Origin of the sequence: Brevibacillus sp. AF8 (genome assembly GCF_021270385.1) — a bacterium.
Classification (GTDB): Bacteria; Bacillota; Bacilli; order Brevibacillales; family Brevibacillaceae; genus Brevibacillus.
In genome coordinates, this window is the sequence record NZ_JAGQDN010000010.1 from 87681 (window position 1) to 100494 (window position 12814).

Below are 12814 nucleotides of genomic sequence, written 5' to 3' on the forward strand. Positions count from 1 at the left end.
GGAAGTCATGAAGAGAAGATGGCTTGTATCTGTAATGATGATCGGACTACTGGCAACGACGGCTTGCAGCGAGCAACAGCCCGCTTCGGCACCCCAGAAGGAAGTGAAACATGTCGTTGTTGCGCCAGTGAAGAAGGAGGAGGCTGTCACCGTTACGGAGTTGTCTGGTACGCTGGCTCCTTTGGAGGAAGCACTCGTTTCTTTTGAAGTAGGCGGTCGTATTGTGGAGATGAACCGAAAAGAAGGGGACACGGTTAAAGCGGGAGATGTGCTTGCCCGTGTAAACGCCACAGATTATTCACTCCAGGTTGCTTCGTCCAGCGCTGCCGTGCAGCAGAGTGCGGCGAATCTTAGCAAGGTAAACAATGGGGCGAGAGAGCAAGAAGTGACACAGGCGCGTTTGCTTGTGGAGAAGGCAACAGTTGGACTCCAAAAAATGCAGGATGATTTCAATCGGATTGAAAAGCTCTACCAGCAAAATGCCATTTCCAAAAGCGAGTATGAAAGTGCACAAAATGGACTGACGATTGCTCAAAAGGATTTGCAAAACGCACAGCAGTCTTATTCACTGGTTACTCAAGGGGCTCGTGCGGAAGACAAACAGTTGACGCAGGCTGTATACAATCAGACGATTATCGCCAAAGAAGTGGCAGCCAATACACTTGCCAAAACGCAGCTTCGTTCGCCGATTAATGGGACGATCATCGCCAAGCTCTCGTCTGCGGGCAATTTGGTCGGTTCAGGTACCCCCGTCTATCAGGTCGGCAACATCGACACATTAAAAGTCGTACTGCCCGTTCCTGACCGTGAGATTTCTGCATGGAAAGTAGGCGAGACGATCTCCTTAGACCTGTATGGACAAAAACGGGATGGCAAAGTGACAAAAATATTTCCTGCCACGAACCAAAATACCGGAACGATTGGCGTAGAGGTCCAAATCGCCAACCAAGCTCGAGACTGGTTTGCTGGTCAGGTGGTGAAAGCAACCAAAACGGTAACGGGGCAGGAAGGTGTCTACGTACCAGTAGAAGCAGTCATCAGTAGAGGACAAGATGATGCGCATGTCTTCGTCAATGCAGGCGGCAAGGCTGTCAAAACTAGCGTAGCTATCGGGCAGATTGTAAGTGACAAGCTCGAGATCAAGAACGGACTAAAAGAAGGAGACCAACTGATCGTCAAAGGGGTGGACCGTTTGTTTGACGGTGACCCAATCGAGGCGGCAGGAGGTACACAACCGTGATCAAGTACATCGTACAAAAGCGCAAAATTACGCTCCTGTTTTTCAGCATGATCGTACTTGTGGGCTCCCTCAGCTTTTTTCAACTGCCCAAGCAAGAGATGCCGGATATTATCGTGAACATGGCGACGATCACGACGGTGTACCCGGGAGCTTCGCCGGAAAAGGTCGAGCAGGCTGTTACGAAAAAGCTGGAAGAAAAAATCAATGAATTGCAGGGACTTAACTATATATCATCCTCATCTTCCCTCGGCGTCTCATTTATCATGGTGGAAGCAAAGAGTGACGTAGACCCGAAGCAAAAATGGGATGAATTGCGGAAGAAGGTAAAAGACGCAGAGGCTGATCTGCCAGCCGATGCGAAACAACCGATCATCAATGATGATTTGAACCGTACGTTTGTCCAATCGTTTGCGGTCACTGCAGACACGCGTGAGGAATTGTACAGCATGCGTACCATGCTGAAATCGTGGAAAGAACAGCTGCGCACCATTCCAAACGTAGCGGATGTACTGGTGGAAGGTCTACCGGAGCAGGAAGTCCACATCGAGGTTGATACGCAAAAGCTGAGCCAGTACGGGATCACGTGGAGTCAGGTGATGATGGCTGTCAAAAAGGAAAATGAAAAAATCCCGCTTGGCGACCTGACCACAGAAAAACGGACCTACCAGCTCAAGCTGGCGGAAAATACAGATGTCGAAGAACTGAACAAAGTCATTATCTCCCGTTCAAAAGAGGGCTTCCCGATCTATCTGAAGGACATCGGATCGATCAAAATGACGACGGAGACGGTGAAAACAACCTCGTATTTCAATGGGAAGCCTTCGATCACGATCAGCGTCAATGCAGAGACGGGAAGTGATGTGCCGTCCTTGCAGAAGCGCGTAGACGAGATGATGGTGACGCTGGATAAAACACTTCCGGCAGGGGCCGAAAGACACTCGATTTATAGTCAAAATGAACGCGTAGATGAGCTTTTTAGCGACCTGACCCGGGAAATGATGATTGCCATCATCGCTGTTTTGGTGGTGTGTGCGCTCGGATTGAACCTGATCACATCGTTGGTAGTTGCGATGGCGATTCCGATTTCTTTGGCTGTGGGGCTTATGTTCCTGCCATCTCTGGGTATTTCACTCAACATGATCTCGATCGTTTCCTTGATAATTGTGCTCGGGATCTTGGTCGATGACGCCGTGGTGGTCAATGACAATATCGAGCGGCGACTGTCTGTCCTGGGCGAAAAACCGATGGCTGCGGCGGTTAATGGTGCCAAGGAAGTATCAATTTCGATCACGACCGCTACGCTGGCTACGATTGCGTCGTTTGCGCCCTTGATGTTTTTGAGCGGCAACGTCGGGCAGTTCATTCGCCCGGTTCCGGTCATTATTTCGATGACGATGCTGGCATCAATGCTCATGTCGCTGACGATCATCCCGATCTTTCGCCAATGGTATGAGCAACGTAGAAAGGCTGGCGTAGAAGGGTATCGCAAGCCTGCCGGACTTTTGGGGAAACAATTGTTGCAGCTGACCAAGTGGTATGCGAGCAAGTTCATGCCGAAAATTTTGAAGCGACCGCTTTTGGCAGGAATGATTGGCGTATTGATTGGAACGGCAGCATATGGATTGATACCGTTCACTCCCGTGGAATTGTTCCCGAACGATGATCGCCCGCAGTTTCTCATCGATATCCGTCTTCCCGTGGGCAACAGTCTGGAAGAAACAGACCGGGTGGTGCGTGGGACGGCAGACTGGGTGTTGAAGCAGCCCGGCATCGAGGCAGTATCTGCCTACGCTGGAGGCAGTGCACCGAAAATGTTCGGCGGAGATACGGCTGCCGGAAGCGGCATTACCGTCGGACAGCTGGTGGTTCGTTATAATGAAAAAGAGACCCATCTCGAGAACATGCTGGAGCCGTGGACGGAGGAATTCAAAAAGCTGTATCCAGAAGCGAGTATCTTGATGAAGCAGTTGGAGGCAGGTCCCCCGGTTGGAAAACCAGTTGTGATTCGTTTGTATGGAGAGGATATTGAGACGCTGCGCTCTCTTTCTGCACAAACAAAAGAAAAGGTTGCCGGATTAGAGGGAACGTACAATGTCCAAGACGATTTCGGGGTAGAACGCTACACCTTGGAATTTGTCGTCAACAAAGAGCTGATGGAGCAAAAGCTCGTCAACTACACGGACTTGTCCACGACATTGCGTCTGGTGAGCGAAGGCATTACCGTCAGCGAGTTTGATACGGGCTCAGACTTGATAGATATGAAGCTGTTCTTGCAAAAAGGCCAGGAAGACCCTGCCTTGTTGTTCCAGCGACTCAGCATCGCCAATGCGCGAGGAGAGCTGATCCCGCTGTCACAGCTCGCGGAGGTAAAACCGACTTTCAGTACACAGACGATCCCGCATCGTGATTTGTCGCGGAGCGTGACAGTTACCAGTGATCTGAAAGGCAGAACCGCGACAGAAGTAATGGCAGAGATCAAGCCGATGCTCGATAATATGTCCTTGCCTGAAGGATACCGCTATGAGATTGGCGGCGAGACTTCCGAGCAGACTGATATTTTCATCGACATGGGCAAACTCTCGATTCTGGTCGTTTTCCTGATCCTGATTTTGATCGCGATGCAATTCTATTCCTTGACCATTCCGGTACTGGTTACAAGTACGATTTATCTCGCTGTATCAGGGAGCTTGATCGGCTTGTTCGTGACCCAGACACCGCTTGGCTTTATGACAATGATGGGGATTATTGCGTTGGCGGGCATCGTGGTGCGTAACGGAATCGTTTTGATCGAGTTCATCGAGGAGGCACGCCATACAGGAATGGAGCTGAAGCAGGCGGTTATTTCTGCGTGTGAGGCACGACTGCGGCCTATTCTTTTGACCTCGCTTACTGCGATTGCGGGTATGATGCCGCTCGCTATTTCAGGTGACGTTTTGTTCAAACCGCTAGCGGTAACCATTATTTCCGGATTGGCGTTTTCGACCCTTTTGACCTTGATCGTCGTGCCGTCCTTCTATATGGTTCTGACGCAGCACAAGATCAAAAAGCTGGCGAAAAAAGCCGCGAAGCGCCCGGACTTGTATGGGCCTGAGGCGGAGACACTGTAATACATGCAACAGCGGCAAACTCTCCGATTTATTTCTTTCGGGAGTTTGTCGCTGTTTTTTTAGTAAGCTTTTCTTGCTTTTCGCCAGCCGATTATCAAAAGAGCAAGGATCAGTATGAGAAAAACAAGTACACATAAAGCCCAGATTGACTGTAGCAGCATGCTTTGGTTGACTAGCCAGGGAATCTCCTCCAGAGGCATGTTTTTCATTTTGGGGAGTGAAGGAATGATCATCGCGTCTGCATAAATGTGCAGGACGATTGGAGCTAGCAGTCCCCAGCGAAGTGCTGCCCATGCCCACAAAACACCAATGAGAAACGATTCAAAAATAGCTCCCAGACCATGCCCAGGTACGTGATAGTAGGCGAAAATTATCGAAGGAATGAGTAGATACATCCATCTTGCACCAGTGGGCAGATCTGTGTTCCTCCGATAGAGGAGTGTTAGCATGAGAAAAGGGATGCCGCGAAAGACAAGCTCCTCCCACAAAGGATTATGCCAGATGGCAAACACAAGCAGATTTGCTTTGCCAGCGAGTGACTGTGCACCGATTGGCTGCGTGCTAGACCATCCGCTAATCGCCTGAAAAGCAGCTCCAGCCGCTTTTGCCAATAAGAGACCGACAAGGATGAACAGAAATGCCTGCCCCAATTTTTTCCTCCCTACAAGCCATAAGATGCCGCCAGCGTAAAGCAGCGAGATCACACCAAAAATAAGCCAGCCAGGAAGAGGGACAGCGACCTTCCAATCGGTTTTCGGCCAGAATAGGAGAGATACGTAAACCGTTTGTCCCAAAAAACCTGAGGAGAGAAATTGTCCCCAGGAGGCGAGCAGGGGCAGAAAGAGCATCATCATCAATAGAAGAAGGAAAAGTGGGCTTTTGGTTACGTATCGAAATGTATTTGTCCACATTTGCGAAAACCTCTCATTCCAACCATTTTTCCATATAATCCTATATGCCTTTTACTCGGTCTAGGCGAAAATGGCATTCTTCAGATTTTTGTAAGAGTTTGATTAAGCAAGAAATGGTATCAGACGTATGATATGATAGAATCAAAATTCACTGTCAGTAATAGATAGAGAGCAGTACAGGAAGGGAGTGTCCAGGATGCAACAGCCCCAGCTTCTTCATGAAGAAAAGGTATTCAAAGACCCTGTTCACCGCTACGTCCACGTGCGGGACAAATTCATTTGGGATTTGATCAACTCCGCAGAATTCCAACGTTTGCGCAGAGTCAAGCAACTGGGCACCAGCTTTTTTACGTTTCACGGTGGAGAGCATAGCCGCTTTAACCACTCGCTTGGCGTGTATGAACTGATGCGCAGAATTTTGGAGACGTTCGAAGGTCGGATTCAGTTGACGTACGAGGAAAAGCTGCTGTGTCTATGTGCGGCTTTGCTCCACGATGTGGGCCACGGTCCGTTTTCCCATTCGTTTGAAAAGGTGTTCAAGTACCATCACGAGGATTGGACGCGCGCCATTTTGCTTGGAGATACGCAAATCAACCGCATTCTTCGTCGGTTTGATGATAGCTTCCCGAAGAAATTGGCAGAAGTGATTAATAAGACATATGACAATAAACTGATCGTAAGCCTCATCTCCAGCCAGCTCGATGCCGATCGGATGGATTACTTGCTGCGTGATGCCTACTATACGGGCGTTAATTATGGCAATTTCGAGATTGAGCGTATCTTGCGTGTCATGCGGCCGCAGGAGGATGGCATTGTCTTTAAATTCAGCGGGATGCATGCTATCGAAGACTACATCATGTCTCGCTATCAAATGTACTGGCAGGTCTATTTCCATCCCGTTACACGAAGTGCGGAAGTCATCTTGTGCAAAATTTTTCAACGGGCGAAGCTCTTGTTCTCCCAAGGCTATCCGTTCATGCAGGAACCTGTCATGCTGCTGCCTTTTTTGCAGGAAAAGGTAGAGCTTGCTGATTATTTGGCGCTTGATGAATCCATTATTCTTTTCTATATGCAACTCTGGCGCAGAGAGCAAGACCCTGTGTTGAAAGATTTGTGCGCCCGTTTTTTGGACAGGAATCTCTTTAAATACGTCGAATATAATCCGAGGGATTTTCGCTTGCTGTCTGAACTAAAAGAACTATTTCAATCTGCCGGAATTGATCCGATGTATTATTTGGAGGTAGACACGACCTCCGATCTTCCGTATGATTTTTACCGTGCCGGAGAAGAAGAGGAGCGCATTCCGATTATGCTTCAAATGCCTTCAGGCGAGCTGGTCGAGCTGTCACAGAAGTCAGAAATTGTACAGGCCATTAGCGGAAAGCGGCGCTTTGATTACAAGCTGTACTTTCCATTGGATAAAGTCATGGCTTTGCCGGGGGATCTCTCCCGTAAGATTCGAGAACGTCTGGGAGTGATGGAGGATGCTTAATCGTCACGCCAAGATCATACGCCTGATTGAGATAGTCGGCGAAGTGAGCGGGCGAAAAAAATTGCAAAAGATGGTGTACATAGGAAAACATCTGGAGATGGATTTCGATGAGCGCTACGAGTTTCACATGTACGGTCCATATTCGGAGGAACTGACGCTTAGAGTAGATGAGCTGTGCAACATGGGGCTTCTGGATGAGCAAATGGAGAGTAAAGGTGCCATTCATATGTATCGTTACTCTTTGAACGAAACCGGTCATGATTTTCTCAAGTTTCATGAGGTTGACTTCGGGAGTGGAGAACGTGCGATTTTGCGCATGAACGAGGAGAATTCCCGTTTTCTCGAGCTGGTTTCTACGATTCTGTATTTCAACCACCTGCCTTATGAGGAAATGAAGGGCAAAATCTTTACGTTTAAGAGCAAGCAGCGCTACACCGAGGAAGAGATTCAAAAAGGGCAAGCGTTTATCGAAGAACTGCGTGCGCTGATGAAGGAAGACGGCGGCACTGCACGTAAGCAATAGGGAACACCATACAAGGACAAGCACGGCGTACGAACTTGCAAGAGTTGTGGTACGTCTTTTTTTTATATATGTCAGCCAGTCCAATGGGGCTGGCTTTTTTTGTCTCAGTTCGGAGCTGCATAATACGGGCATCGTTCTTTGACAAGTGCATAGGTATGAAACATTTTGCTTAGCGAAAGGGAGATGGTCGTGAGCAGAAGCAAGCAATGGTGGCTGTGGATCGCGCTCGGTGTTGTGATACTTGTCGCCGGTATAAGCGCGTGGGGGACAGCCAGTGCGCATGAAGTGAGAGTGGTGTATGTCTATAGTGATAGTTGCGTGTATTGTACGGAGTTTGGGCCGACATTTGAGAGAGTCGTGAAGGAATATCCACCGGAAATGATTCAACGACTGGATATCCATGAGCAGAAAGAGCTGGATGAAGCGTCGCGCCTCGGGGCAGAGGCAACCCCCACTGTTTTTGTCGTCGAACAAGGTAAAGTGGTCGACAAGCTGGAAGGGGCGGTACCCGAGAATACGTTGCGAAGCTTTTTGCAAAGGCACCTAAATCAGACTCTTTCTAAAAATGGATAATATAGGTAAAATATCCGGTAAAGAGGGGGTCATTCCATGAACAAACGTGCAATGATGTCATGCCTACTAGCAGCTTTTCTCGCAATGGCAGGGCTTACTGGAGTAGCTGACAGTTCTAGCGTACAGGCTGCTGCGCCAGCGAAGGATTACGCTTCACATACAGCAAAGGCAGCCATTGATTTCGGTGTACAGAAGAAATACTTATGGCTGGATAGCAAGGGAAACTTTTATCCGAATAGTCAAATCACGCAGGGGCAGTTTATTGCGAGTTTAGTAGCGATTCGCGGATTGAAGGAGGTAGCGCCCGTACCGCAGCTCCCAGCAGGGCACTGGGCGAAGATGAGCTATGAGAAGGCGCAGAAGGCGGGGATTTTGGCGGGAGTGAAAGTCGAGCCGAACAGACTGATGACGAAGGAAGAAACAGCAGCGCTGGTGTATGCTGCATGGAAGCCGATTCGGGGTGAAAAGAATCCGAATTTAACCAATACCGGGGCGCTGATCACGTGGGGATGGATGAAGCCTGCGCCTAGTGGACAGCCCAAATTTCGTGAGGATTTGCCTGTGACACGAGGGGAAGCGGCGGAGATTTTGCGTTATTTGTGGAAGGATAAGTGGCAGCTTGAGCAAGGGGCTAAATTTGCGGATGAGTTTCATAAGAGCTTGAAGATTGTGAATGGGAAGATTAGTGGGAAGGTGCCTAAGGGTGATAGTGATTTTATGATAAGGGCGATGTTTGTCTCAAAACAAAACGTTAAAGAAGGTTTTTTAAATAATGAATCCTTCAGTATTTCAATAAATGGTGCAGACTATATGTCTTTAGTAATAATAAATAATAACGACTCAACGGATGCTGGTGCTTTTATGTATCCCAAATTACCTACTTTTGAGAGAGTTGATAACACACGGAAATTTTATAAAGCGAAGGGTACAAAACAATGATACGACTTATAATAAGGCACAGGAAATTAATTTTTTCTGTGCTCTCCTTTTGTCTCTTAAGCGGGCTACTTACTATTTATTCAAATTTTGCAGGTGCAACACCAAACTACCACGGCATCGGTGTTGCTACTGTAGATTCACAGAAAGAGCTTGCACCAAAAAATCAGTTTGACATTCTTGCGATCTCAGGAATAGATGGAGAACTTGGTGCAACAGTATCACAGATTGAAGTAGATAGGGTCATTGATGGAAATAGAGTACTAGGATTCGCTGATATCAACAAAAAGGCAGACAGAGGATGGTACTTCGTAGACGAAAGTGAAACAAGCTACTGGATCAAACAGTTTGGCGGAAATCCCAATTATATCTTGGGGGGAGCTGCTAATGTTTATAGTAAAACTGTTTCTAGTAGTACTATAAGAGATTTCGTAGAGTACCAAGCCTACAACCTCGCAGAACTAGCCTCCGCCTCAGGCGGCGCAGGCTACACCAAAGGAGACAACCTCGTCCCAGACGGCAAAGGCGGATACATCTCAGTAGGCCACTTCCGAACAACCCCACAACCCAGCGGCAGCATAACCACCAACAAAACCAAATACAACCTCAACGAAACCGTTGAGATCCATGCAAATGCCACGGACTTTTCTTACTATGACCGCGGCATTTTTGTATGGTCTTTAAATGTGATCAACAAGACAACAGGACGTGGATACAAGAGCCTCTTGTCTGATCAAAAATTCAACGATCCAAGCACGGCTACACCCACAGTAAATGAGACAAGCAATCCTCCGGGCTACAAGTGGACCTATAATAATACCGAATATAAGCCTACCGAGCCAGGCGTGTATGAAGTATCGCTAACAATCACTGACCTGCATCAAAGAAGCCGCCAAGGATCAAGCAGCATAAGCGTTTCCACACCTTACACAGCACAATTCACAGTAGGAGATGTAATCCCGCCGGAGAAGCCTGATCCCGAAAAGCCTGACCCGGGCCCAGCTTGTTCGATCGGATCAACAAAAACCAAACTGAACATTCAAGTCGTTGGCGACAAGGATATAAAAGACCACAATGCTGTTGCAAGCGGCGGCTCAGATATTGCTGTCGAAAAAAATGCCGATATCACTCTCTCTGCCAATAAACCAGGAAAATACACGATGAATGGTTATGACATGAAGCCTGGAGCGAATGGGGATCGGAAGGTCGCGACAGGTAGGGTGGGTAGCTCTGGACGGGTAAAAGTCGTCTACATCAGTGATGATGGAACAGAGTGCTGGGAGAAATATTTGAGAGTCGAGTCGCCAGACGGCGAAGACTCATGCCCCATCGTTACGCTATCGGCATCTGCAGTAAGAAACGGTGAAACGATTGAGATTATGCCGTTCGATACACTTGCGTTCCGAGCCAAATACACAACCAAATACGGAGATAGCTCGGAGGCATCTCTCAAGTGGGATGTATCGCTTCCAAACGGAAAAATCTATACCTTGCCAGTCAAAGAAAATGATAATGGCAGATGGGGACCCTATGATTCCTCCAGTTTAAAGCTTCCGGACGGAAATGTTCATAACCCGTACTATTTTCCATTCGAGCGAGGAAAAACGTACAAACTGAAGCTAAACTTCGATGGAACAAAGTGGGGGGAGCGACCTGAATGCAATTGGGAAATAACGATTGTGGTAAAAGATGCTTCCTGCTCAATCGCTGATCAAAAAAAGGTTGCGTTTTTGGTGCATAGCGAACCACCTCTGCCATTTTCTCCCGAAGGGGAAAGTATGAACGGATCGGTCAGCTCAGGTTTTACACTGAAAGACCCCGTATACATCAAGTACTTTACAGAGGTTGGAGATCAATACGATACCAATCTATCGTTTTCTTCGAAGGTATCTGGTACTTGGTATTGGAAGAGCCCCGGTGGAAAAACAGCGTTAACCGACAAGCTTGCGGCGGGCGAGCCATTCAGGCTCATGTTGCCAGCAAACGTAGATGTTGGCGATGAAATCGTATTGCTGTTCGAGTCCGAGACGGGCTGTACAGGTGAGGTGCGATTCACCATTGAGTCTGACCAAAAATGCTGGGATATTCTAGCGTCAGTAGAAATTGATCGAAACAATCAGAAGTGGAGCAAGGATATCCAACGTGGGGAAACCATTGAAATAGCAGCAGATGAGATTCGAGACAAGTATCGGTTTCGGATGTTTTTGTCGGATGATAGTCACTTTTCGATGAGATGGTTTGATCCTGCGTCTGGCTCTTGGGAAAGAAAGCGAGACGGAAAGGCACTCGATAGCTCAAACAGCTCCACAAATAGCCACTGGGTGTATTTCCCGAGAGACGAAAATGGTCTTCTTTTAGAAGGGCTGTACAAGGTGCAATTTTATTCAACCCAGAGTGACGGCTGCGACGGTCATTTTTTTGTGCAAATCGGCAAAGGTGATCCAAAACCGGATGGAGAGAATTTACTCATTGTGAAATCGAGCTTTCAAATTGATCCGAAGAGCCCTCGAGCTGCAGGAACCGATGCGACGATTACATTTAACGTGAAGAATGCCGGGAAATTAACACATGATACGAAATTGGCTGTTCGCTGGGCTAGCTCAGAAAAGGAAACTCGCTTGGACGTGAATGAATTCAAGCCGGGTGAGGTGCGCAAGATCACGGTTCCGACGAAGTATCCGCAAAAATCCGAGGATTTTATCGCCCATATCAATCCTGCGAAATCCATGCCGGAAAACGAGACGATCTGGACAGACAATCGTGCGGCTTGGCCAGTGAAGATTGTCGGTGGAGAAGTTCCGGAGCCGCCTGGCGGTGGGGGCGATTTTGATGGTGGTGAAATTGGCTTGGAGATTTATGACAGTGACGGTCGACAGCTACAAAAACTGCCATTACATGCAGACGGCGTGTGGGAACGTGAGCCTGCTACGATTCGCGTGGTCATAGATCAGACGAAAATAAACGAAGGCTTCCAAAAAACAGAGCAGGAGATCAATCAGAAAATTACGCAATTTAAAGCACAATTGGAGAGTGCAGTCAGCGGGGACAATATTAAAAACGTAACTGTCACTGCGAATCCGGGGTGGATTTCAGATGCCAAGAGTATGGCTGTCTATACACCAACACAGCTCGATCTGAAGCTGACGGGCCCCGGAGTGCCGATGCAATGGCAGGTAAGCAGTGCATCTACAGGCACTGAGGTCGTGTACACAGGAACTACGGTCCCAACACAGACGACTTGGCGCCAAGTACTCCAATCGCAAAAGTACAAAGCAGAAATCAACGGCTTTGTCATCGTGATGGATTATCAGGTCGATTTTGAGCTGTCCTACGAGAGCTGTGCTATGAACGACGAAGATGAAGAGGTGTGTGAACCACAGAACCTATCCAAAACGATGGCAGGACGCTATACGATTACGGTAAAAGGGGGAGAGCGCTCCTTTGAGGTCTTTGAGCCTAATGCAACAGGCTCGATTCGCCATACAGCCGAATGGGAAGCGTATCATGCCAGAGACAGGTATCCAAACAGCCAGCCTAACGATTATTACGCGGGTGAGCGCATCTTGACACAAGTGGAGCTGCAGGATCGACACCGTCATCCTGTGAGTAACCAGTTTCCCGTCGTGACATCTGGGCGGGCGTGGATTTCAGAAACTGGCATACGCCAAACGCCGTTACAGTCGTTGTTAGCCTTGCAACAAGCGACTCCTCGGCTCTGGAGAGGCCCCTCCTATTCCGCATCCAAGCTAGGAGCTCGTGAAGTGGGCGTAGATACGCCTTTGATGGGGGATAAACAGCATGGCTTCCAAAAGGATGCGAGCTACGCAGTCTATTACTCTGTTTCCTTTCGTTTTGACGTGAACAAAGGCTTCCCCTATCAAAATAAAGCCTCCGGGCAAGGGCACGAGCTAAAAGATTATCAACTACCCTTCCGAATCATTGCAAATGCATGGGAACGACAAGGAATCCGCAACCATACGACTCAGTAAAAATATTTGCACCCCCGCTCTGTCTTTTTCTACAGTAAAGCTA

Annotated in this window: 8 protein-coding genes; 7 read left to right on the top strand and 1 reads right to left on the bottom strand. The window is 48.2% G+C overall.

The window, feature by feature from the left end:
• Positions 1-7 precede the first annotated feature (7 nt).
• On the top strand, positions 8-1240 hold the full coding sequence (locus KB186_RS14970; protein ID WP_173610418.1) for an efflux RND transporter periplasmic adaptor subunit: 1233 nt from the start codon (positions 8-10) through the stop codon (positions 1238-1240).
• Positions 1237-4347, top strand: coding sequence for an efflux RND transporter permease subunit (locus KB186_RS14975; protein ID WP_173610419.1), 3111 nt, complete (start codon positions 1237-1239; stop codon positions 4345-4347). Before KB186_RS14970 ends, KB186_RS14975 begins: the two co-directional genes overlap by 4 nt.
• A 59-nt stretch (positions 4348-4406) precedes the next feature.
• On the opposite strand, the gene KB186_RS14980 is transcribed toward KB186_RS14975, so the two are convergent.
• Positions 4407-5258, bottom strand: a complete 852-nt coding sequence (locus KB186_RS14980) for a CPBP family intramembrane glutamic endopeptidase (protein WP_173610420.1) — start codon at positions 5256-5258, stop codon at positions 4407-4409.
• Between the two features lie 196 nt (positions 5259-5454).
• On the opposite strand from KB186_RS14980, the gene KB186_RS14985 reads away from it, so the two are divergent.
• The 5 genes from KB186_RS14985 to KB186_RS15005 all read left to right on the top strand — a co-directional run bounded on the left by KB186_RS14985 (position 5455) and on the right by KB186_RS15005 (position 12771).
• Complete coding sequence (locus KB186_RS14985) at positions 5455-6750, top strand: HD domain-containing protein (RefSeq protein ID WP_232773904.1); 1296 nt, start codon at positions 5455-5457, stop codon at positions 6748-6750.
• Positions 6743-7273 carry a YwgA family protein gene (locus tag KB186_RS14990; protein WP_173610421.1) on the top strand — a complete coding sequence of 177 codons (531 nt, stop codon included), beginning with the start codon at positions 6743-6745 and terminating at the stop codon, positions 7271-7273. The genes KB186_RS14985 and KB186_RS14990 overlap by 8 nt, the downstream gene beginning before the upstream one ends.
• Before the next feature lie 183 nt (positions 7274-7456).
• Positions 7457-7846, top strand: a complete 390-nt coding sequence (locus KB186_RS14995; RefSeq protein WP_173610500.1) for a thioredoxin family protein — start codon at positions 7457-7459, stop codon at positions 7844-7846.
• A 36-nt stretch (positions 7847-7882) separates the two neighbouring features.
• Positions 7883-8785: an S-layer homology domain-containing protein gene (locus KB186_RS15000; RefSeq protein ID WP_232773905.1), complete on the top strand. Its 903-nt coding sequence runs from the start codon at positions 7883-7885 to the stop codon at positions 8783-8785.
• A 38-nt stretch (positions 8786-8823) separates the two neighbouring features.
• Entirely contained in the window at positions 8824-12771 is a 3948-nt protein-coding gene (locus KB186_RS15005; protein ID WP_232773906.1) for an ABC transporter permease, read from the top strand.
• The last annotated feature ends 43 nt before the right edge of the window (positions 12772-12814 follow it).

Excerpts from the sequence above, each read along its gene's own strand:
- KB186_RS14970 (WP_173610418.1), top strand. The coding sequence starts at position 8 with ATGAAGAGAAGATGGCTTGTATCTGTAATGATGATCGGACTACTGGCA.
- KB186_RS14980 (WP_173610420.1), bottom strand. The coding sequence starts at position 5,258 with ATGTGGACAAATACATTTCGATACGTAACCAAAAGCCCACTTTTCCTT.
- KB186_RS14985 (WP_232773904.1), top strand. The coding sequence starts at position 5,455 with ATGCAACAGCCCCAGCTTCTTCATGAAGAAAAGGTATTCAAAGACCCT.
- KB186_RS14990 (WP_173610421.1), top strand. The coding sequence starts at position 6,743 with ATGCTTAATCGTCACGCCAAGATCATACGCCTGATTGAGATAGTCGGC.
- KB186_RS14995 (WP_173610500.1), top strand. The coding sequence starts at position 7,457 with ATGGTCGTGAGCAGAAGCAAGCAATGGTGGCTGTGGATCGCGCTCGGT.
- KB186_RS15000 (WP_232773905.1), top strand. The coding sequence starts at position 7,883 with ATGAACAAACGTGCAATGATGTCATGCCTACTAGCAGCTTTTCTCGCA.